This is a genomic window from Prevotella sp. MGM1 (genome assembly GCF_002933775.1).
Taxonomy (GTDB): Bacteria; Bacteroidota; Bacteroidia; order Bacteroidales; family Bacteroidaceae; genus Prevotella.
Window position 1 is genome coordinate 50,316 of sequence record NZ_BEWV01000215.1, and the last position, 23,329, is coordinate 73,644.

General features: G+C 47.3%; 11 protein-coding genes. All 11 read right to left on the reverse strand.

What is annotated here, in order from left to right; genetic code table 11:
• Positions 1 to 3: 3 nt before the first annotated feature.
• Positions 4 to 1,602, reverse strand: coding sequence for a hypothetical protein (locus MoGM_RS11480; protein ID WP_104370182.1), 1,599 nt, complete (start codon positions 1,600 to 1,602; stop codon positions 4 to 6).
• 95 nt (positions 1,603 to 1,697) lie between these two features.
• Positions 1,698 to 3,557, reverse strand: coding sequence for a glycoside hydrolase family 97 protein (locus MoGM_RS11485; protein ID WP_233210279.1), 1,860 nt, complete (start codon positions 3,555 to 3,557; stop codon positions 1,698 to 1,700).
• Between the two features lie 242 nt (positions 3,558 to 3,799).
• On the reverse strand, positions 3,800 to 5,449 hold the full coding sequence (locus MoGM_RS11490) for a glycoside hydrolase family 43 protein (RefSeq protein WP_104370184.1): 1,650 nt from the start codon (positions 5,447 to 5,449) through the stop codon (positions 3,800 to 3,802).
• Positions 5,450 to 5,506: 57 nt separating this feature from the next.
• Positions 5,507 to 8,005 carry a glycosyl hydrolase 115 family protein gene (locus MoGM_RS11495; RefSeq protein WP_104370185.1) on the reverse strand — a complete coding sequence of 833 codons (2,499 nt, stop codon included), beginning with the start codon at positions 8,003 to 8,005 and terminating at the stop codon, positions 5,507 to 5,509.
• A 15-nt stretch (positions 8,006 to 8,020) separates the two neighbouring features.
• On the reverse strand, positions 8,021 to 10,114 hold the full coding sequence (locus MoGM_RS11500; RefSeq protein ID WP_233210283.1) for a glycoside hydrolase 43 family protein: 2,094 nt from the start codon (positions 10,112 to 10,114) through the stop codon (positions 8,021 to 8,023).
• Positions 10,115 to 10,167: 53 nt separating this feature from the next.
• Entirely contained in the window at positions 10,168 to 12,090 is a 1,923-nt protein-coding gene (locus tag MoGM_RS11505; RefSeq protein WP_199181788.1) for a glycoside hydrolase family 97 protein, read from the reverse strand.
• Positions 12,091 to 12,283: 193 nt separating this feature from the next.
• Complete coding sequence (locus MoGM_RS11510) at positions 12,284 to 13,654, reverse strand: glycoside hydrolase family 43 protein (RefSeq protein WP_104370187.1); 1,371 nt, start codon at positions 13,652 to 13,654, stop codon at positions 12,284 to 12,286.
• A 6-nt stretch (positions 13,655 to 13,660) separates the two neighbouring features.
• Positions 13,661 to 15,526 (reverse strand): alpha/beta hydrolase-fold protein, encoded by a 1,866-nt coding sequence (locus tag MoGM_RS11515; RefSeq protein ID WP_104370188.1) that lies wholly within the window; start codon positions 15,524 to 15,526, stop codon positions 13,661 to 13,663.
• Between the two features lie 19 nt (positions 15,527 to 15,545).
• Complete coding sequence (locus MoGM_RS11520) at positions 15,546 to 18,008, reverse strand: glycoside hydrolase N-terminal domain-containing protein (RefSeq protein ID WP_233210280.1); 2,463 nt, start codon at positions 18,006 to 18,008, stop codon at positions 15,546 to 15,548.
• 18 nt (positions 18,009 to 18,026) lie between these two features.
• Positions 18,027 to 20,552, reverse strand: a complete 2,526-nt coding sequence (locus MoGM_RS11525; protein ID WP_104370190.1) for a glycosyl hydrolase 115 family protein — start codon at positions 20,550 to 20,552, stop codon at positions 18,027 to 18,029.
• Positions 20,549 to 23,227, reverse strand: coding sequence for a family 43 glycosylhydrolase (locus MoGM_RS13420; RefSeq protein WP_233210281.1), 2,679 nt, complete (start codon positions 23,225 to 23,227; stop codon positions 20,549 to 20,551). Before MoGM_RS13420 ends, MoGM_RS11525 begins: the two co-directional genes overlap by 4 nt.
• Positions 23,228 to 23,329: the final 102 nt, after the last annotated feature.

Consider the following 23,329-nt stretch of genomic DNA (forward strand, 5'->3'; position numbering starts at 1 on the left):
ATATCATTCTTCCGCCGCAAAGAAGTGCTCACGAGCAAGTTTCAGCATACCGGAGAACACGGGAAGGGTTATCCGACGGCTTCTCATTTCAAGCAGTCTGGCATCCGGCACACCCGGTAACAAATTGTTCTTATCCCTGAAACTCATCATCAGATATGCCTGTTCGAAAAGAGCGTCGGTGCCGGCGGGCTTATGCCGGAAAGCCCTTATTGCCCCCATAACCTTATTTTCAGCACACAAGATGCGTTCCTCCTTAGTTTCACACCGGTCATTTTCACACGCCAAACTGCCGTAACGGCTCAGCGACGAGGCCATCAGTTCGCGCATGAAAGGCTTATATGACGGTACGACGAGGAATGTGTTGTCGCACGCTTTCACTCGCGAAATGACATCATAACCCGAATGCCTGATGATATATGGCAACGTGTCGGAAAGAGTCCGTACTTTCGGTCCGCCGCCCAGAAAAGGCTTTATCATCCTGTTTGCCACCCGGTTGGCTTCATCGACCGCATCCCTTGCGCATCCTACATTATACTCCGTGCGCAGCATCTGCGTCTCTACATCGCCAAGCCTGTATTTTGACGAAAGATAAAGGGCGAGGGAGTCCAATATGTCCATCCGCCTTTCAGCAGTTTCTTTGCCTGCGCACTTCCCTGCCTTAGCGGCATCCGTCGTTCCGGTATATAGCCACGCGACCATAGGGCAGTTGTTGAGCAATTTGCCGAAATCCGTCTTCCCGCTCTTATACTCTATCCGCCTGTCACCGCCGGCATAGTCGTATATGTCCATGTGGAGATTGTCTCCCGGATAGAGCACCACGGGTATTGCCTGAGGCGCATAGTGAGTGGCGGAAGTGAACGGCTTATCCAAAAACTCGGGTGACTTCGGTTTTAAGGCATACAGGGATGTCCATGACGGTCCCAGCACCGGTATTTTGGCACTGAAACATCCCGTACTGTCGACAATAATCGTATAACCGAACTTCATATTGGTTGCCACGCTGTCTATACAATCATGATATTCCGCCAGTTCCAGCCGGAAACCGCCAACGGAATAATTGCCGGTATCGTGAAAACGGCCGGAGACAATCATCGAGTCGGCCATGAAAACATCATCGGGGAATACCTTGGCAACAGCAGGTGACGCACAGCCCTGTTTCGTTCGCTTACCGCCAAGCAACGGCAGCCCGCCCTCACGGATACCGTAATAGTATCTTCCGGCATTCACAAATATCTCCGCTATCATGTCGAAACGCTCCGTGCCGTCGGGCAACGGCAGAAAAGACACGCTGAATTTCAAGCCTTTCTTTCCCGGGCATACATCCTTGCCGGCCTCTACATTCTTGCATCCCGTCATCTTATAGCGCCTGCCCGACTCGTCGACAAGATAGCTGCATGACGGAATACTGAAACTAAACGCACTGTCACCCACGGCATGGAAATAGAGCGTGGTGGCCTTGTCCGTCGTCTTTACGCGCATAATGGTGACCCCATCCGACGGCAACGCCAGATAATCGGGTTTGTCGATGTTTGCCGTCCGCCCGCTTCGGGCAAGGACCGGCACTGCCAGAAGCAGCAGGATGAAAAATGACAAATGTTTCATAATTACTATATATTAAATTAATTAATCGTCATTTCCTACATGTATAGTATATACATTACCAAACAGAATATCTCAATACGACTTTGCGATATAAGCTATTTAACTTTACGAACGGCACACACCGCCCCGCCACGGGGCAAGGCGGACAATGACAATGAAGACGAGGATGAGACCTTTCTGCGTGATATTCGCCACGGAGCACCGGTGCTGCCACTATCCTCAAAAGACACAAGTTCATAATCGCCAACACCCAAAAAGCCTAAATTGAATGATATCTCTTGCGAGACATCAAGGCCGTTAAGGACACCTACCCACCAGTTGTCGCCCTTTCGACGGGCCATAACCACCGACTTGCCGGGATAGCCGCTGATAAGTTTTGTGTCGTCCCATGCCGCGGGCAGGGAAGAGAAGAAATTGCGGACATCCTCCGGTTGCGCGAGCAGACTCTCCGGCCTGTCGGCCAGATGCTGCAATGCCGACTCAAAAACGACGGTCAGGGCCAACTCGTGGGCGTGAGTGGTGATATGCGGATGTTGCGAATCGGAAAAAGCGCACGGTGTATAGTCCATAGAGCCGACGACGTTGCGGGTAAAAGGCAATGTGGTATTATGCACACCGGCACGGTCGGTGAGCACAGGGCGGTTGTTATACCACTCGGCACCATACACTCCCTCGACCGACATAAGATTGGGATAAGTGCGCTGCCAGCCCCGCGGAATGGTGGCTCCGTGGAAGTTTACCATCAGATTATGGCGTGCGGCCGATTCGAGCAGATCCATACAATACTCCATGGTGGGCTGTGTGTCGCCGTCGAAGAAATCGATCTTGACACCGGCGATGCCTTTCTTTTCAAGCCACGCGAACTCGCGCTCGCGGTCTTCGGGCTTGTTAAGCCTGTAGAAAGGACCTGGAGCGCCGTTGTTCACCCATGCCGTAGACGAGTTATACCAAATCATCAGCTTCACGCCTTTTGACGCGGCATAGTCTATAGCGTCGTCGATATTTCCGCCATTGGACATCTCGTCCCACTCGGCGTCTATCAAAGCGTACGGCAGTCGCAAGGCACAAGCCAGATCTATATATTGCTTTACAAGCATGAAGTCCCTCGAACCATGATTATGCGCCCAATAAATCCACGACACGACACCGGGCTTTATCCACCCGTTATCTGTTCCTTTTTCCGCAGGACGGGAGACATCCGTGACAAGAGTGGACTCCACCACATCATCGAGATGCCCCATAATGATGACTCGCCACGGTGACACCCAATCTCCGGTCACGGCACGGTCGTTTCTGGCAAGGGTCACCTTATAATCAGTCGGCACGGCACGATTTGTCAACGACGAGGCCGCATGACAACGCTCGATACCGGCCTCGGTTATCAACGCCCAGCATTCGGGAGCAAACCGCAGTAAAGCAGGGTAAGCGGAATGGGCGGCACTCTCCCTGCCAGATGTGGTCTTAGGAAAGAAGTTCTCGTATGAAGGGTCGAAACGCTGTATGCATCGTTCCACGCCCTCTGGTATGCGGTATGTCGTAAACTCATCGTAGACAACGCTGCCGGCCAGCCCGTCTATCTCATACCGGAACGCGATACCATCGTCATACAGCCTCAGAGCCAATCTGCCATGGCCGTCGGTACCGTAAGAACAGGCATATATGTACTCTATACCCTCGTTGACACATTCTGAACGCTTACCGGTCTGCATGGTATAGCACTCATGGAGCGGCCTTGAAGACTTCATGCCGGCAACCCGCCACCGGCCGCTTTCGGAATTACCGTCGACCGCTACACCAAGAGACGGTATCGTGAATGCACGGCAGACCGATTTACCGTCGATGTATTTCACCGCCAACGACGTGTCGCCCTGCACCTCGACCACAATTCTCCCATTGGGCGAGACGACACCGGCAGATGCCTTATTGCAGACAAAAGACGCTGTACAAAAAAACAAAACGCTTAACAACGCTTCGTGACAGTACTTTCGCAGACATTGGAAACCGTACGCCTTAAAATATCGGAAAGTACTAATTGACGTTTTAATGCCTGACATTGACAAGATAACCATAATAATATTCTTTGTTTAAACACTCATATCGGAAAACAAGCCTACCGACGCTTTAACTCCAGTTTACTCCGTGTACCGCAGGTTAATCCTGCGATACACGAAATACTAATGATACGGGACTACCGTATTTACTGTTTCGACGTGGCATACAGACCGATGCACGCGCCAATGAAACCGGTGGAACGGCTGGTGCTCAGATTGACTGCATCCACACCACGGGCGATAAGCTGCCACTCTTTACCTTGCTCGGCATAGTAGAAATCATAGTAGCGGCCACGGCCTTCTATCTTCAACTTCACCGGAGCATTGCCGGTAATGAATGCCGACCCGACAACGACACGGTCTTTCTCGGCACGGGTGAGCACGACGGCAGGACGGCCGCCAAGCAATGTCTTGCCGAAAGTGAAGTTGTATTCCTCGTTCTGCAATAATGTAAATCCGGCAAAATCCTTATCCGAGCCTGGAGTGAAATCAACCTGAGTCTCGGCAGAGAAAACAGTATGTTGCTGACGACAGAACACTGCCGAAGGCGATTTGCGCTCGGTGATGCTCACCGGTTTGGGATTTATCACAAGGCCGTTATCGAGACGGAAGAACTCCGACGGGTTGCGCAGGAACATCCAACGGATATCAAGCGTCTGCGAGTCAAAACGATCCGTATATCCGAAATTACCCGTGGTAAGTGTCTTATCTGCCGTCGGGATGATGTCCGCTTTATCGTTTACAGTGGGGATGGCTGTGTTCTTCTCCAATATCACGGGCCAACCGTCTTTCCAAGTGACAGGCAACAGATATGTGTCGCGACCCGTATTGTAGAAGTCGCCCTCATAGGGACGGCATCCGAGGAATACAGCCCACCAGTCGCCTTTCTTCGTCTGGACGATGTCCGCATGGCCTGCGCTCGTCACTATATCCTGACGATTGGGGTCAAGACCTGTACGCTGGGTTAGTATCGGGTTCCCGCCGAACTCCTCCCAAGGTCCCATCGGATTCTTGGCACGCAGAATAACCTCGCTATGCCACTCGCAAGTACCGCCCTCGGCACACATGAGATAGTAATACTTGCCGACACGGAAGAGGTGGGGACCCTCTATCCAGATAGGATTTTTATCTACATGTGTTCCGCCTCGGAGTATTTCTTTCTGCTCGCCGACAACCTTATCGTTCTTTACATCAAACTCATGGATGAATATCGAACGCTGGCCTTCATAGTCATGGCCGCCGACAGGCTCGTCATTATTCACGATATAGCCTTTGCCGTCTTTGTCGAAGAAGAAAGACGGGTCTATACCTCCTACCTCTTTGAGATAAATCGGCTCGCTCCACCCCTTTGCTGGGTCTTGGGTCTTGACGAAGAAATTGCCCCGGCCTACATTCGTCGTTATCATATAGAACGTCTTGTTCTTCGGATTATAAGTGATGGCTGGCGCGAAAATTCCGCCGGATACTTTCTGGTTGTCGAGCGGCAACTGGCTCTCACGGTCAAGAACATGACCGAGCTGCTTCCAGTTTACAAGGTCCTTGCTCGTAAAAATAGGTACACCTGGAAAAAACGAGAACGAAGAGTTGACAAGATAATATGTATCTCCCACCCTGCACATCGACGGATCGGGATAGAAACCGGCCAAAACGGGGTTCAAATACTGACTTGACGGGTCATACTTCTTATCGAAACGCGCATCGTTTCCGTCATACTTGAAATACTTGAATGTGGCGGTCTGAGCCTGTGAGCCCATCGATGCGAGAAGCATTGCCGCCGATAAAAGCAATTTTTTCATAATAATGCTGTTATTCTTATATTCTTTACAACTTAAAAATCAGATACAATCATATCATCACGGTCTGGAATGCGGAGATTCGTCACCGAACAGATAACCGGGACGATAGCCGCCAAGGTCTATCACAAGTTTTTCAAGCACGATGGCCGGGTCTTTCGGAGCAAACGTAACGGTGTGCTCACCCTTTCCGAGACGCCCCAACGACACCTTACTCTCAACAACACGACGCGCGACGGTGGGATAATATACCGAATAAATATTGTCCGGATGTTCGTTGAGACGCGCATTGAAGTTTACTGATTGCGGTTTACCGCCATCTATGGATACATCATACACCAATCCGCCCTTATTGAGATAATCAAGCGTTGATTTCACTATGACATGCAGTTCGGCATCATCTGTGGCAGGATTATCAAGACGGAACTTATAAGTAAGCACAGCGCCATCGGCCGGTTTGTCATAGGGCATGAGCGAAATGCCTCCACGTGTACGCCCCATGTCTGGAATGACAGTCCAAGACGTACCATCCGACGATTTACTACTGAAATAATGTCCAGCCTCAATAGCTACATAACCGTCTTTGGCTTCAAAGACAAACCCACCGCATGCAGGTTCGATCCGATATATCTTAGGAAGAATGTCCGCTCTGAAATTATCATTCCATGATTTATAACCGATATGCTTCTGGGTCATCATTCCACGCCATTTTCCACCCGCTATATCGTTATTGTACGCAGCACAAAGAAGTGAGTCACGTCGAAAAGCCTCAACCGTACGGTCTGCCCATACATTGGCTTCAGGGTCATTATTCTTATAAAGATAATTGTTCATTGCCTGGGCATAATACATCTGATGCAGGTTTGACATGGCCTGAACTGGGAAAAGCACCAACTCGTTGTATGCGTCACGGTACCGTTCGTCAAGAGTGATATACTGCCTCAGGGCTTCCGCCTCCAAACGCATGTAATCGTCAGCGACCTTGCGCCACTCTCCCGAAACAAGATTATATGTCTTGGCATCGAGCATCTCTGCCGTTGAACGTCCGTTATACTTGCAACATAGATTTAAAATACGGGCAGCCTCATCGGCCTGAGCATCACCAAACTGCATGCGGCAGAACTCGAGCGTATGAGATTCCACATCGGCTACCATTTCACAACCGTTTGATTTTGTCTTTATCACATCAGGATTCCATGCCATATCCATGAACAGTGTTATTGGGTATTCCATGGGTTTAAGGTCTCCGACATTCAATATCCATAATCTGTCAAGACTGTTCTGATGAGCAAGTGTCAACTGTTCCCACATATTCTGTGTAGGAGTGGCGTTTATCCATTTTGAATTTCGTGGCGCACCTACATAATCCACATGATAATACAGCCCCCAGCCTCCTTTATGCTTTCTCTCTTTGGCATTAGGAACACGGCGGACATTACCCCAGTTGTCGTCGCACAAAAGCATTATGACATCGTCAGGTACACGCATACCTTTGTCATAATAATCAAGAACTTCCTTATATAAAGCCCATACCTGAGGTGTTTTCGACGCATGCTTACCGGTCACCTTGCTGATTATCTTACGCTGATTATCCACAACACGTTCCAACAATTTGGTATCAGCCTCTTCACTCATGGCCTCATCACCGTCGCCACGCATTCCAATGGTGACGATATCGTCAGTATTCTTTATCCTTTCTATACCCTCGGTGAAAAACTTGTCCAAAACCTTTTGATTAGTCTGATAGTTCCACTCTCCGTATTTCCTGCGGTTGCGTGCCCACTCCTGATGATTGCGTCCCATCGGTTCGTGATGTGAAGTACCTATAATAATACCCATATCATCCGCCAATTTTGAATTTTCAGGGTCATCTGCATAAAAAGCCCAACCCCACATGGCCGGCCACAAGAAATTACCTTTCAATCTGAGGATAAGCTCATATACTTTCTCATAAAAACGATGATCTCCGTAATTGGTGCCGAAAGTATTCTTCACCCACGATGTAAGGCAAGGAGCTTCGTCATTAAGAAAAAGTCCGCGATAACGCACGGCAGGTTCACCATCTGTGTATTCTCCTCTGACCGCGTACAAGTCGGCATGTTTTTCAACAGGCACATCAGCCCAATAGTACCAAGGAGACACACCTATCTGCCGTGACATTTCATAGATACCGAATATAGTGCCACGCTTATCACTACCTGCAATGACAAGTTGATCGCCTATTGTCTTTATTACATATTTCTCTGTTTTGCCTTTAAGATCGCCAAGCAAGCCTTGCTTCACCAACTTATCTATCCGGCTGTTGCAGCCTAAGGTACCTATCAGTATTCGGGGAGCGTCCGCAGACACAGACGGTTTTACACCTGTGACTTTTTCTAAATCACACCTCAAATTATCCATGGCAATCCGCACACTCTTATGTTCGCCGCTCTCGCAACCAACCGTCGCATTGTTCAATGACAGAGCATCACCATGCCCCGTGAATATTATGAACCGTTCGGCAGCAAAACTAAACGCTATATGCGCCAAAAAGAAAAGAAAAACAGTAAGTCGTTTCATAAATTTGTATTTGTTTTAGTTTCTAATTTCCACTTTAAACACAGTTCCGTCCTTACGGTCGGGAGTCGTTCCGGCATTGTCGGCTGAATACGGTTCACCGGTTGTAGGCTCACAGCCGACAAAACGATGAGTACGCATTGACATCAACATACACTGGTCACGCAACATATCCTGCCATAAGAACAAGCTACCGGCTGTCTCTTTTTCCATCAATCTGACATCCGCGGAAAGCCCTTCTCCGACAACAGTAATAAAACCCGTTCCGTTCATGGCTTCAAGCGCCACACGCCCGTTGCCACGATCGTGAACACGGAAACATACGGCATCACTATCATAATCTTTAGAACCACGAGCCACACCATGAACTATACCGTGTCTCATGGCCATCATTCGATTTCCATTACCAAGATTTGTCAACATGACAACCTTTCCAATCGGCAGATTAGCCCTTCGATCCGCCAAAGGCTCTACGATACTGAAATTATCAAATTCGGCATAACCGCCATTCCTTCCATTCCTGTTATATGCAAAAAGCGAATAACGGGTACCTTGAAATGTCTTCAATTGATATGGCATCAAGACCTCTTCCCCTATATTTGTATAATTACGTCCGTCTGTACTATAACTGAAATGAGCCACGTCTTTATCAAAATCGCCCGTCACACGAAGATAGACAGCAGACTTGGGAGACAACGATACGCCTTGGGATATCTTATCACCGTTCTGGTCTTTCACCTTTAAAACAAAAGTTCCCGCACTTCGTTCCACAGCAAGCCATGCGTAAGGCATGTTCAACAATCCCAACCCGGCAATATCCCCATCTTTTAAATGTGAGAAGTCCAATTCCACCGTAGCCGCGGAAACAGGACCTATGCCACGCTGAGTAAGAGTATTTCTCGCCCAAAGATAATCTTTGGCCGGCATGGTATTCAAACGCAGTTTACCACCTGACAACTTCCACATACCGGCAACAGGCTCATGATTCCATTGCCATACCTCACGCAATTTCTTTCCATCGAAATCATCATTACGCACATAGGGCGCATGCGGAGCAACAGTTTTCCCCGTATTGGGTTTAAACCATGTACGCGGTACACGTCCGAGATTACCTTCTGTTCCGAAATAAGGCCATCCGTCTTTCCAAGTGACAGGAGAAAGAGCCACCGTACGACCGACGGAAGTAAAATCAAGCATTGATATGCCCCACCATTCTCCATTCGGGAGATCAACTATTCCACCCTGATGCACGGTAGCGCACCCAAGACGATTGCCGCCTTGCCCTCCGACATTGAATTTAAATCCGTCACCAGGAACAGGATGTCCAAGCCCCACATTGTGAACCATGTGCCCGATAGGGGTTCCGAAAGACTCGCGCTGGCATATAGTAACAGTCTCGTAAGGGCCATCTATTTTATCTGAACGCGCACATTGCATACGTCCCATCGGAGAATAGTCGGCACTGATGATATAATACCTACCATCTATTTTGTATATATGATGCCCCTCACCCATGGCATTCCCTTCGGGTATTATCTCGCGGGTACTACCCTCAACTATACCGCTAAGATCGGATTTCAGTTCAGTCAATTGAACGGAACCATACTTATGCACCGCATATATCCTGCCGTCATCATCGAAAAGAACGCTGAGGTCATAAATGTTTCCTCCCATGTTCCTGTGTTCCCACGGCCCTTTGGGATTGTCGGAAATAAAAACCTGCATTCCTACGCCATTGATATTCGAGAATACATAGAACTTACCGTCGTGATAACGAATGCAAGGCGCCCATATTCCCTGTCCATAAGACTCCTTACCATTGACAAGCCTAAACTGGTCTCCAAGATTAAAGTTATCCATGCAGTAACTTGCCAGTTCCCAATTCACAAGATCTTTCGAATGCAAGACAATAAGTCCCGGCAAACAGTGCATCGTCGTTCCGGCAAGGTAATAATCTTCGCCGACACGAATGATATCCGGATCTGAGAACTCATCGTAAAACAACGGATTTGTGTATGTCCCATTGCCGTTATCTGCCGTCCATGACTGTGCTGACGACCGCACCGAAACCAATGCCGCGACAATGAACACCAGAAGCATCTTTCCTATCATCATTGTTGTTTTATTCTGTTCCTATATTATTTGCAATACATAACATATCGCATCTATCTCACAATAACTACCCCGCCATTATTCGGTATGCTGACGCTGAAAGTCTTTTTCTTCGATATTTTTGCTGTCACGAGCTTATCGTTCATATAAAGGCTTACGGTCTCACCACCTTCAAACATCGGCAACTCCAAAGTCTTCTTCATTGTCTCACCCGTTGCGTTTATTCCCGCTATATACCATTTGGTTCCTGATCTGCGAGCCATTATGGCATAACGCCCGGGATAGCCGTCGATGTATCTCACTTCATCCCACGTTGTCGGCACCTGTTTCATAAAATCTATCGCCCATGACGGGGCATCATCGAGGTTATTGGGAGCAAGGGCAAAATGCTGCACGGCGCTTTGGAAAAGCACGGCCGTGGCAAGAGCGTATACATCCGTAGTCACACGACGGCTGCCAGTTTTATTATTGGCATTATAAAACTTATTGAGCGTAGAGCCTCCGAAATCCATCGAACCTACTGTGTTTCGGATAAACGGATGTATCGTTCCACAATGGGCCTCTACATCGCAGAACCCTTGCGAGAAATGAAGGTTCTCACTTGCGAGAACAGCCTCACTTGCCGCATAATTGGGGTACATGCGTTCCCATCCTCGAGGCAACGTACATCCATGGAATATTACGAGCAGATCATTGTCATTGGCATCCGTAAGTATCTGTTCGTAAAGTTGCATTGTCGATTGCTTGTCTCCACCGAAAAAGTCAACCTTTATTCCAAGTATACCGGTCTTTTTCATCCACCGCATCTCCTCCTTACGTTTAATAGGATCATTCATTATGCCACGCGGAGATTGCGGAGCATGATTCCATGCACCGTTAGAGTTATACCAAAGATACAGTCCCACTCCTTTTTGCTTTCCATATTTGGCCAGTTCTTCTATTCGCCCATAACCAATCTGAACATCCCAAAGAGCATCTATAAGAACAGAACGGTATCCCATAGCGGCAGCAAAATCGATATAACGACGCTGTTCGTCAAAATTACAACTGGAATCCATGCCTATAATCCACGACCAAGTACCTTTACCGTACTCATATTTATATTCCGTAGAATATTTCGGTTTCACCAAATCCCACGCAACAGTAGTCTCCACCACATTTGCCAATGTCGCACCCACTGTTATCGTTCTCCATGGCGTCTCACCCGGCAAAGCCATCTGTACGGATGTATCTCCCCAACCGTTGTTTTCTTCGGCCATCGGGAAGCCTATTCTGTAATTACCATTCGGTCCGCCAAGCAATCTGCATCCGCAATAGTCGCCGTCCGTACCTGTCTCGGATATCAGTGTCCATCCGTTATCGCCATTACGGAAAAGGCATGGGAAAGTATATCCAAATCCCCAACCATTCTTTCCGGTCGCCTCATCACAGGCATACCTTGTCTCATAGCTCGGAGCCGTTCCGGCAAATCCGGTCATTGGCTTTGATTGAGGACACAAGAATGTTGTCGTGCCTTCTGGCATATCAAAGGATGTTTTTTCCTCCTTTATCACACAACTGAATTTTCCTTTCGGCGCATTGAGCGTATAACGGAATGCCACGTCACGGTCACTGACACGGAATATAACGGACATTACCTGTTTGCCGGCTTTATCAAACCGGCAAATCATTTCATTGGCCGAATAATTTATATTGCTTTGCTTTATGTTTCGCAAGCCGTAACTTTCGTTTATTGTTTTTCTTTCCGAACCGTTCAACATCAGCTCACGGCTGAAATCACCGATATCGGTAATCAAGCCCAAAAAGGATTTACCGATAAAAGTCTTGCCATCGTATTTAACCTCATACTGAGGAGTGCCGTTCTCATCGGAAACAGTAACCGCAATCCGTCCGTCAGGACTGTTTACAACATATTCCGCCCCAAACAAAAACATAGGAACATATACCAACAAAGATATCAAAAACAGTTTTTTCATATATTACTTCATTTATTATAACGTTAGTTCCACGAACTCAGAATAAAGCCATGACCGGCTAAAACATGTTCACAATAGTCGATTGACATTTGACATGTGTCCACTGCCATAAACAAATTGTTTTATACACTCAACAGTGCAGGCTATGGCAATAGCCTCATTATTTCCAAAAACCACGTCATTATTATTATACTTATTCAAATTTCCACCAATCGAAATTAAACAACTTGCAGCCCTTATATCCCTTGTAAACGAAATAAATATCATGCTTTCCGCTAATCTTATTTTTCACCGGTGCCTCAAAGATTTTCCATTCTTCCCAACCACCGGTACGAGGAATGGCTGTTTCCGCTATCAAGGTTCCGCCTATACTATCTGCATGAACTTCAATAGTACCACCCTTCAAGGCAGAGGCTGCACAAACAATAAACTTGTTATATTCCCTTTTATTAAAATCCACCTCACGCACTTTCGTCCAGTCACCGTTATTTATGTTTGACACATATACACCTGTACGATCGTTGTTCTCTGTTTCCACTCCTTTTGAAAAAGCTATGGTCTCAGCCTCTGTCTTTATAAACGGATTTAAAACACCTATCGGTTTAACACCTTCGTCAGTAGGCATGATTACAGGGAATGTACCATCGGAATTGTACTTAAACTCTTCTACAGCCGTACTACGTCCGAATCCTCCGCCACCGGGTAATTTTCCGGTATGGTAGAAGAAATAATTATGTCCTTTGAAATCTGCCACACCGCAATGGTTAGTAAAAGAACCGGTCTTGCACAAAGGCATGATCTCACCACGATATTTCCACGGGCCGGTAGGTTTCTTTGCCGTGGAGTAAGCTATATGCTCGGGTACTCCACCAGCAGCATAAAGCAAGTAATAGAGCTTATTGCGTTTAAGCAACCAAGGCCCCTCCGTATAACAATCTTTATACTTTACGTCCTTCTTCCTCTGTTTCATACCCGGAGCACCGAAACCTTCTTCCGTCTGTTCTATCTTTTCCACTTCCCCGCTGTATGAAATCATATCACGGTTAAGACGTATGTAATATATATTGGGATTGCCCCAGAACAGCCAAGCCTGTCCGTCATCGTCTATCATCACAGTCGGGTCTATATTGTCCCAACTGCCATTATCAACAAGCGGTTTGCCTATGGCATCCTTAAACGGCCCGGTCGGAGTGTCTCCCACCGCAACTCCGATTGCCATACCGTTGGTAATCTTCGAATGGGCACATATATACCAATAATACTTACCATCACGTTCTATACACTGCGCAGCCCACGCCCTATCATCAGCCCAACTGAATGTACCAAGCCCCAAAGGCACTCCGTGATCTGTCCAGTTCACCATGTCTTCGGTTGAATACAATCTCCAATCATACATCCAGAAGAAATCAGCCCCGGCTTCGTCATGACTGGTATAAAGATACAATCTGTCACCTGCCACCATTGGAGCCGGGTCGGCAGTATAACGTGTCTGAACAATGGGGTTCTGAGCACCCGCAATAGTTGCGGTCATCGCCAAAGCTGTTATCAATATAGATTTTTTCATATCGTGTTATTTAAATAATAATTGCGCAAATTTCCATAAACTCTCACGCCACACAGGCCATGTGTGGCCTCCGGGATATTCGTAATAAGTATAACGTATGCCGATTCCGTCCATACGCCCAAGCATGGCTTTACAATTCTCATAAGCTATATCTTCCTTTCCACCCATTGAGAACCATAACTGCCTGAACTGTTTGTTGTAATAATCCGGCAGTTCCGCCAAAATCTTATAATATGGCTCGCCTGACGAATTAGCCATGAAAGACTGGGAAGTACGAAACCACCCCGAACTGAATACGCCTACATAAGCAAAATCATCGGGATGACTGACAACTGTAGACAATGTTTGTATTCCACCCATAGACAAACCGGCCAAAGCGCGATTTTCACGTCCTGCCTTAATGCGAAATCTCTTTTCCGCTACCGGACGTACACATTGTAAAAGTTCTGCCGTAAAATCTTTCGTATTGCCATCTGCCATGACTATAATCATCGGCACCGCTTTCTTTTCGGCAATAAGATTGTCCAAGATTATATCACAAAGTCCTTGATGACTCCATCCACGCTCGTCTTCACCTCCACCGTGCTGCAAATACAAAACCGGATAACGATTATCATTTTCTTCATAACCGGCAGGGGTATATACATACATCCGTCTCCATGCTCTCTCTACATCCGAATAATAACGTATTCTATGCACATCGCCATGAGGGACATCTTTCATCTCAAACTTATCAATATCTTCCGAATACGGTATTTCTATACCGCTTGCCATCTGGCTGCATCCGAAAAATGTCTCGCTATTGGGATCGGCGACACGCAAACCGTCCGCGATAAGAAAATAATAATGAAAGCCTTCGCTTTGCGGGTCGGTTATACAAGTCCAATATCCATCTGCCGATTTTGACATTTCATAACGACGGCCAAGGTCGACAACCAAATGCCTGGCATCTGGCGCTTTCATGCGGAATACCACTCTGTGGTCTTTTGTTACACACGGATATTCAGCCCTTCGCACATTCCATGCGGCAGATATCGGAGCTCCACCTACTACCTTTAGCGCACGGCGTAATGCTTTTTGCCAATAATCCCAATTATGATTCCCTTCACCTGTTTTCCAATCACACACAATACCCTTTTCTTTTAATGCCGACACAAAATCCTTGTTGGCATCAAAAGTAAAATCATTCTCACCGCAATCTATAAACCAACTTACGGTTTTCCACCTGTCAATATCATTCTTCGAACCTTCCATAACAGTACGTATAGGATTGTTGCGCTCCACAGCCTGCTGGCGCCACTCACCCAAAGGATCGCTCTTAAGGAAATCAAGCGGCTGGCGACGGAGATAACCGGTCATATCATAAACGGCACGGAACATCTCGGGATGATGCAGGCCGTAAACTACGGCTCCACCGCCTCCCATGGAAAAACCGCCTATATAACGCGAATACTTATCGGCACGTACACGGAATGTGTTCTCTATATGTGGAATAAATTCCTTGAAGAAGAAATCCTCATAAGGCCATACCTCGTCATTCACCCAACTCATTCGATGCTTATTGGCCTCGGGACATACTATAATCATCTCCTCCATCTCTCCGCTTGCGACCAGTTCGTCAACCAAAGCAGACAGATGTCCGTTGTCTTCCCACTGAGTATGCGGGCATCCTCCGCCATGAAGCAGATAAAGTACAGGGTATGTCCTGTCTTTCTCTTTATCATAGCTATCGGGCAAACATACGGAATAGTCCCATTCCGTAAAACCATCCAATAATCCACACGGCAATTTACGTTCTTCCGTTCTGCTGCCTGCACTTGTCGCAACAGTCAAAAACAACATTAAAGAAGAAAGCCAAAAAACCTTTTTCATTTTCATAATTATTCTATGTTTACCTTTTGTTTGCCGGCTGTATCGTATATGACCTGCCGACTTCGGTTTTTATTTCATATTCGTATACTTTCCGTATCGGTAATGTCTTGAAATCGTTTAATTCCCCGGATGTGAGCGGTTTCTTTATATTGGCTTTCCTCAACAACGGATTGGCACAATCACCATTTGCCTCACACAGTCCTTTCATCTTCAACGGCGCATAAGAACGCAGGCGCAACACACCACCCGACTTCGAAAGAATTACGGCTTTATCCAATTCCCCATCTGTCCATTTGATATCCACCTCAAAACCTCCACGCGCCAAAAGCCCTTTTACATCACCGTCTTTCCACGCATCCGGCAATGCCGGCAATAAATGTACCGCACCGTCATGACTCTGCATAAGCATTTCACAAATACCTGCCGCACAGCCGAAATTACCGTCTATCTGGAAAGGTGGATGAGCATCGAAAAGATTAGGATACGTACGACCGTCAGGATATTCCTTTATCTTGCCGTCATCCGGAAGAATATGAAGCATATTCTTTATTATACGGAAAGCATGATTGCCGTCAAGCATGCGTGCCCAGAAATTTATCTTCCAACCAAGACTCCACCCCGTAGCCATATCCCCACGCTGTTTCAAGGTATTGGCTGCGGCAGTGAACAATTCAGGGTTACTGTAAGGGGAAATCTGGTTTGACGGATACAACCCATACAAATGGGATATATGCCGATGCTCATCCTTAGGGTCATCCGCATCGTGCAGCCACTCCTGTAACTGCCCGTATTTTCCAATCTGCATGGGCGGTAGCTGCTCTATGGCCTTACGCAATCTTTCCGCGTAAGCCTCATCTTTCTTTCCAAGAGCATCCATTGCACAAAGCATATTGTTCAAAACATCGAAAACTATCTGATTATCCATCGTCGAACCGGCCGTCACGGTTGTTCCTTTTCCCCTTGGTCCATGCTCGGGAGATACCGTCGGCACGGTTACAAGCCATCCATATTTCGGATGTTCTTGAAGATAATCAAGGAGAAAATCTGCCGCCCCCTTCATTATTTCATAGTTATCAGAAAGGAAACTGCGGTCGCACGTAAACAAATAATGCTGCCATATATGCGTCGACAACCATGCGCCACCGGTAGGGAACATTCCCCATGTCGTGCCGTCCACAACTCCCGTTATACGCCATAAATCGGTATTATGATGAGCCATCCATCCGTTACAGCCATACATGTCCCGCGCTGTTTCCGCCCCTGTCTCACTAAGGTCTTTTATCATTGAAAACAACGGTTCGGATGTTTCTCCTATATTTCCGACATCGGCAATCCAGTAATTCATTTCCGTGTTGATGTTGATGGTATATTTGGAATCCCATTGAGCATTCATCCTGTGGTTCCATACACCTTGCAGATTTGCCGGTTGTCCTCCTTTTTGCGATGATGATATCAATAAATAACGACCGTATTGCATCATTAACGAAACAAAATCCATGTCTTTGCCATCCGCAAAAGCGGCAAGCCTCTTGTCTGTTTCCAGCAATGAGTTCTCCGACTTTTCCAAAGTCAGAGACACACGGTCATATTGTTCACGGTATTTATCCACATGACGTCTCTGCAACCGCTTGTATGACAATCCTTTTATGGCATTAAACGCATTGTCGTTCTTTAAGGTCGGATTTCCAGTCACATCATGGTAATTGACATAATTGGTTGCGGCTGTTATGTAAAGTGTTGCCACGGAAGCCTCCTTTATATCTATATATCCACCATGACCGTTTACATTACCGTCACTCTCCACACGCACACGAAGTTCCGCTGTCAGTCCTCCTCTTATTCCCTCCTGTCCTGCATTGTTTATTGTGGCTGTCAGTTCATTTCCTTTTGCTGACACATCGGATTTTAAAGGACAGTCATGAAACAGCTTAAAATTAAGTTTTCCTTTTTTGTCGGCATTCAATCTCACTATTATCACGTTATCGGAAAGAGACGCGAATACCGTTCTCTCATACTTCACTCCGTCATGTTTATAACGTGTTGTCGACACGGCGCTTCCCAAATTAAGATCACGATAATACTCTTTCACACTATCATGTCCCAAGTTTAGTTTCAAACTGCCCAATGTCAGATAACGCATTCCATGCGGGCCTTTCACAAAATACTTGTCCAAAAGTTCATGGGCGGCTTTCTCGCGACCTTCATATATAAGGTCCCTCACTTCCCGCAGATGCCCTTTCGCTTCCATACTGTTGTTATTATATGGCGACCCCGCCCAGAATGTTTCCTCGTTCAGCTGTATTTCCTCTGTATCAGTGCCGCCATAAATCATGGCTCCGAGATGAGAGTTACCCACCGGCAATGCCTCCAGCCAATGTTCTGCCGGCCTGCCATACCACAGTCTGTGTTCCTGGGCTGATACTGTAAAGCATGCTGTCATCCCAAGCGCCAACAACAAAATCTTATTTTTCAATTGTTTCATTACATTACTTTTTCGTCATTATTTACCCGATGGGCCTATATAAGATTGTTCCAGTCCTCCCCAATCAATGATTACCCGCTCTATCATTTGTCCGGAGTCACCGATAAAAAACGATAACGTGTGATAAGGACGTGTCTTATCCACAGCAAATGTCACGCGGTGTTCCGCTCCGTTCTTCATGACCTGATCTTTCCATCTGCGTGAATATTCCTCAAACCGGTTGTCGTAAATACTCTTTTCGCCTCCATCCACCGATATGCCTATCGCATTGCCGCGCTTGGCATGAAGAGGCCAGAACGGAACCGTATATACAATCACGTCTATAAAATCCCGATCCACCTTAGGGAATATATATTCTATCGCTGGAACGGTTTGTCCCTTTATTTCCTTTGGCGTGGCACCCGGCCGGCCGAGTTGCACCACTTGCCAGTCATAACCCATGCCTTTTATTATGTTCACTTCATCTGTCTTACGGTCGTAACCGGCCAAATCTACCACATGGCAACCCTTCAACCCAGCCTTTTCTTCGCTGTCATATTCCAAAATGTCGCCCGGCACCTTCTCCTCTTCTCCATCCGTATAAGCCACATTCGGCTTTTTGTGGTATAATGCGCAAAATCCGGGAGGCACGCTCATCATGCCGTTCCATTTTCCTTCAAGCATACCGTTGTATCTACCGTTCAACGACCGTATACTGTCGTATGCCATATCCGTCTGTCTTGCAGACCAGTTCGCTTCCGCATACCGTCCCGCGGAATATAGTTCATGATTAAGTTGGGCCATGAGAAACTTACGGTTCATCTGATATGCGGCCTGTACGGGATATTGTATAAACTGAAAGAATGATTCTTTCAGGGTAGAATTGTCATCTCCGAGCGAACGAGCCATCATCTCCACCCTGTTTGATAGTCCCTCATAGTCGGCCAAACGTCTTTGCGCGTCACGGTAATTGCCGAATGAGAAATCCGTATCGCGAAGTCCCGTATGTGCGGCGTCATCCCATTCATATTCAAAACCCATATATTCCGGTTTGCGTATCCATGCCAGCCTGTAATACTCATCAAGGACAGCTTGAAACTCATCCTTATATTTACTTCCGAATATTCCGGCAAGCATCTCCGCCTGATGATTGTTCACATTCACGATATTGAACGAAGAGAAATTCCAGGCCATGTCGAAGAAAGTCTGTATTCCCATCTCCATAGGCTTTATGTCGCCTACATTAAGCAGCCAGTACCTGTCCGCACCTGAGTCGTAAGACTTTTTCAATTCTTCATACATGAGAACCGGAGCCGTCGTGTTGAGCCACAGATAGTCGTGCGGTGCGCCAAGATACGACAAGTGATAATACACTCCCGCACGTCCGCCGCGCTTTTTCTCATTCTCGTCAGACACACGTTTCATGTATCCGTAATTGTCATCAACCCACACAAGCGTGACATCATCAGGCACACACAGTCCGTTTTCATATATATCCATTGTCTCTTTATATGGCACGAATATCTGCGGGACATCGGCAATGCTCTTTCCCGTATGTCTGGCTATCATTTCCCGTTGGTCGCCGATTACCTGCTGAATAAGCCGTACACGTTCCTCCATGGGCAGATTGCCGCGCATTCCCTCATCATGTACGCCACGCATGGCAAGTGTATAGATATTCTCAAAACGTGCCGCTTCACCGAGCCTTGCTTCCCATTTTCCTATTATGGTGTTCTTGTTCGTCTTGTAGTTCCACTCGCCGTCACGCTTGGAGTCCCACTCGCTCTTTGCCGCGTTGTTGAGAAGAAGCGGTTCGCAATGCGAAGTAGTGATGATTATTCCGAAAGAGTCTGCCACAAGTTTGCTTTCCGGATGAGAATAGAACGCTCCTGTACATGAGTGCATTGCCGGAGCAAGCATGTTTCCCTTCAATCTGAGCAACAGTTCACACACTCTGGCATAAGTGCGCGGACCGATATCGCCCAGTTCCTTTTCATAATTGTGAGATGCCCAAGGCTTCACCCCCCAGTCCTCATCATTGATGAACACACCGCGATATTTAACCGAAGGTTCTCCCGATATATAATAATCATAATCCACTGTCGCGTTCTCATTATGGCGCACAGGCACGTCCGCCCACCAATACCACGGAGACACTCCTATTTGTTTCGATATTTCATATATACCGTAAATGGTTCCTCTCCTGTCGCTTCCGGCTATCACCAGACATGGATTTTTATCTTTGGTAACGGTTATCACGTAACTCTCCCAATGGCCTTTAAGATCCGTTTCTTTCAACACTCCCTTTTTCACAAGTGCGGAAATCTGTTTACTTTCTCCGTAAGTACCGATAATTATACGTGCGCCTTTGGCTTTGCCGACCTTTATTTCAGGATGCGTTCCTGTCACCTTTCCTATATCGGCGCATAAAGCGTCTATGGCTTTACATACCGATACTGATTCATTCTTATCGTGACTGACAACCGTATTGGCCACATGGAAAGTGCGCCCCTTTATCATACATGCGGGCAACAATAATAGGAAAACAAACAGTTTTAGTCTCATTTCGATGCCTTTCTAAACAGATTGGGAATAAACTCATTCAGGCAGCGACGCCATGTGAGCCATTCATGATGTGTGCCGGGCGACGTATAGCTGTCTACTTTTATACCGGCATCGGTCAATGTCTTAACAAGAGCCGCTGTTCCCATATTCTCTTCGCTGCCGCAACCAAGAAACAGATAATGTATTTTCTTATTGAACTCATCGGGACGAGATAACAGACCTTCATAATTCTTCTTGATGTCCAATCCGAATATCGCGCCGCTGAATCCGCCCATCCAAGCGAACTTGTCTATATTTGAAAGCACGATGTCAAATGTCTGATGACCTCCCCACGACAGTCCGGCCATCGCACGGTGTTCTCTGTCGGCTATCGTGCGGAAATGGGTATCGATGTAAGGTATAAGGTCTTTAATCATCACTCCATAGAACGATGCCCCGTAGCTACTGCGCTCCTGTGTGTTGGGACCTCCGTTCCTGAAGTCGAAAGGCTGTTCCACGTCTCCGCTTTCCATTACCACGATCATCGGCACGGCATCTCCTTTTGCAATGGCATTGTCCATGATGTTCTGCATCATTCCCTGCTTCGACCAGCCGGTCTCATCTTCTCCCATTCCGTGTTGCAGATAAAGTACCGGGTACTTTTTCTTTCCTTTCTCATACTCTGCAGGTGTATATACCATTGCCCTGCGCCATTCTTTCTTCGCATCCGACCAGTACTGTACCGAACGTACCTGCCCCTTGGCCACACCGGCCTGCGGACGATAATAATCACCTTCCTTGCCTTCCGGAACCTCTATTCCACCGGCCTGACGGCAACATCCGTAAAACGTATCGGTTGCCGGGTCTATCACGGACACTCCGTCTACTATCAGAAAGTAATAATGAAATCCCACTACAAGCGGATCCGTGACACCAAGCCATGTGCCGGAGGCGTCACGCCGCATATCGTATTTCTTGCCTGCTATATCCACCTGCACCCTCTTCGCTTGCGGAGCATGCAGACGGAACCACCCGCGGCGTTCGCTGTCTATTCTCGGGAATTTATTGCCTCCCACATTTGTCAGAGCTTCATCGGTACATTCCATCAGGCTTGCCGAAATAACTTTCGAGTCAAAGTTAGGCTCACGGTTATACGTGAATTTATCCACATCCACATATCCTCCGGCTTTCTTTGTGGCATAATTGAATATGGCAAAACGGGTGCCCATGAACAGACGACGGTAGTCGAACCGCATTTTATAAGGCTTTCCTATGCTTTTCCATTCTCCTGCGGATGTCTTATAATAGAATGTGGCAATATCCTTACCGAGCGTGAAGTCGGCATCTATGCGGAGTTCAATGATATTACCGTCCACTTCCACACGCTCCAATGTCTCTTCATCCACGCCTTCCACCTTCTTGTCTTTATCAGACAAATTGACCACTGCGGAAGACATTGTAAGGTAATTACGCTTACCATCCTTGCTCACCGTCAGTATTCCAGAATGGCCGTTGAACGCAGCCAATCCGCATCGGTCGCCGTCCTGCATGTGCGACAGATCTATCGTTACGGCACCTGAGCATCGAGGGCCTTCCATTCTTTGCGAAACGGTATTGAGAGCCTCGTATAGATTGCTTACTACACGGTTTGTTCTCAATCTCAGATATCCCGGACGCTCCGTCAGCGACCATGCGGCATCTATCGGATTGTGATTCCACTGCCAGCAATACTTCAACTTCGTGGCTTCGAAATCATCAGACTCTACCAGCGATGCCGGCTCACCGCTCACAGCCATGGGCACCTTGCCGTTCTCATCGCCAAGCATCGGCCAACCGTCTGTCCAGCGGCACGGCATCACCGTAAGCACGCGCCCCACTCCGCCACGGTCTTGGAATATTACGGCATTCCAACTTCCGTCCTTGCCGTCAACGATTGTTCCCTGCCCTACGTATGGGAAACCGGCAAAGTTGTCAAGCAATATGACTTTTTTCTCGTATGGTCCGGTGATTTTGTCTGCCCGGTAGCACACCTGACGGCGCTTGCCGCCATTAGGCCACGATATCATCAGCAGATAGTACTTCCCGTCGTGCTTTATCACCCGTGAGCCTTCGAGCAGGCCTGTTTCTTCCGCATCGCGCTTAAATAATGTCATGCTCACTCCTCCCGGCTTCACGTCGCTTAGGTCGGGGAGCAGTTCCTGTATCTGTCCCGTACCGTAAAACACGTACACACGTCCGTCGTCATCGAAGAAAAGCGACGCGTCATGAAAGTGTCTCATGCGCGACACGAGCTTCCACGGACCGGCAGCGTCATCGGCTGTAAGGATATAAGTCTGTCCACCCGGATTATCGTTGGGCGCAAACAGGGCGTAGAACTTTCCGTTATGATATTTCAGCGATGTTGCCCACTGGCCGCGACCGTATACCGTACCGCCCCGCATGTCATACTTGGGCGAGTCTTCCAGTCTGTCGAACAGATAACTTACGGTCTCCCAGTTCGTGAGGTCTTTCGAACGCATTATCGGCCCACCGGGCATCAGATGCATTGTCGTGGTCACCAGATAATAATAATCTCCCACTCTGATTACATCAGGGTCGGGAACATCGGCCCACAACATAGGATTTTGAACTATTCCGAACGACGAATGAACCGCAACCGACCAAAAGGCGATAATAGACAACAATATCCGTTTCATATAAATATGATTTGTTTTACGTTAATAATAAAATATGCCATAGATTTACTTTCACAAAGGTATCATTTTTTTATATAAAAGACGTCTCATAAACGTCTCTTT

Coding starts and splice junctions, on each gene's coding strand:
- MoGM_RS11520 (WP_233210280.1), bottom strand. CDS start 18,008: ATGAAACAATTGAAAAATAAGATTTTGTTGTTGGCGCTTGGGATGACA.
- MoGM_RS11490 (WP_104370184.1), bottom strand. CDS start 5,449: ATGAAAAAATTGCTTTTATCGGCGGCAATGCTTCTCGCATCGATGGGC.
- MoGM_RS11515 (WP_104370188.1), bottom strand. CDS start 15,526: ATGAAAAAGGTTTTTTGGCTTTCTTCTTTAATGTTGTTTTTGACTGTT.
- MoGM_RS11480 (WP_104370182.1), bottom strand. CDS start 1,602: ATGAAACATTTGTCATTTTTCATCCTGCTGCTTCTGGCAGTGCCGGTC.
- MoGM_RS11525 (WP_104370190.1), bottom strand. CDS start 20,552: ATGAGACTAAAACTGTTTGTTTTCCTATTATTGTTGCCCGCATGTATG.
- MoGM_RS11510 (WP_104370187.1), bottom strand. CDS start 13,654: ATGAAAAAATCTATATTGATAACAGCTTTGGCGATGACCGCAACTATT.
- MoGM_RS11505 (WP_199181788.1), bottom strand. CDS start 12,090: ATGAAAAAACTGTTTTTGATATCTTTGTTGGTATATGTTCCTATGTTT.
- MoGM_RS11500 (WP_233210283.1), bottom strand. CDS start 10,114: ATGATAGGAAAGATGCTTCTGGTGTTCATTGTCGCGGCATTGGTTTCG.
- MoGM_RS13420 (WP_233210281.1), bottom strand. CDS start 23,227: ATGAAACGGATATTGTTGTCTATTATCGCCTTTTGGTCGGTTGCGGTT.
- MoGM_RS11495 (WP_104370185.1), bottom strand. CDS start 8,005: ATGAAACGACTTACTGTTTTTCTTTTCTTTTTGGCGCATATAGCGTTT.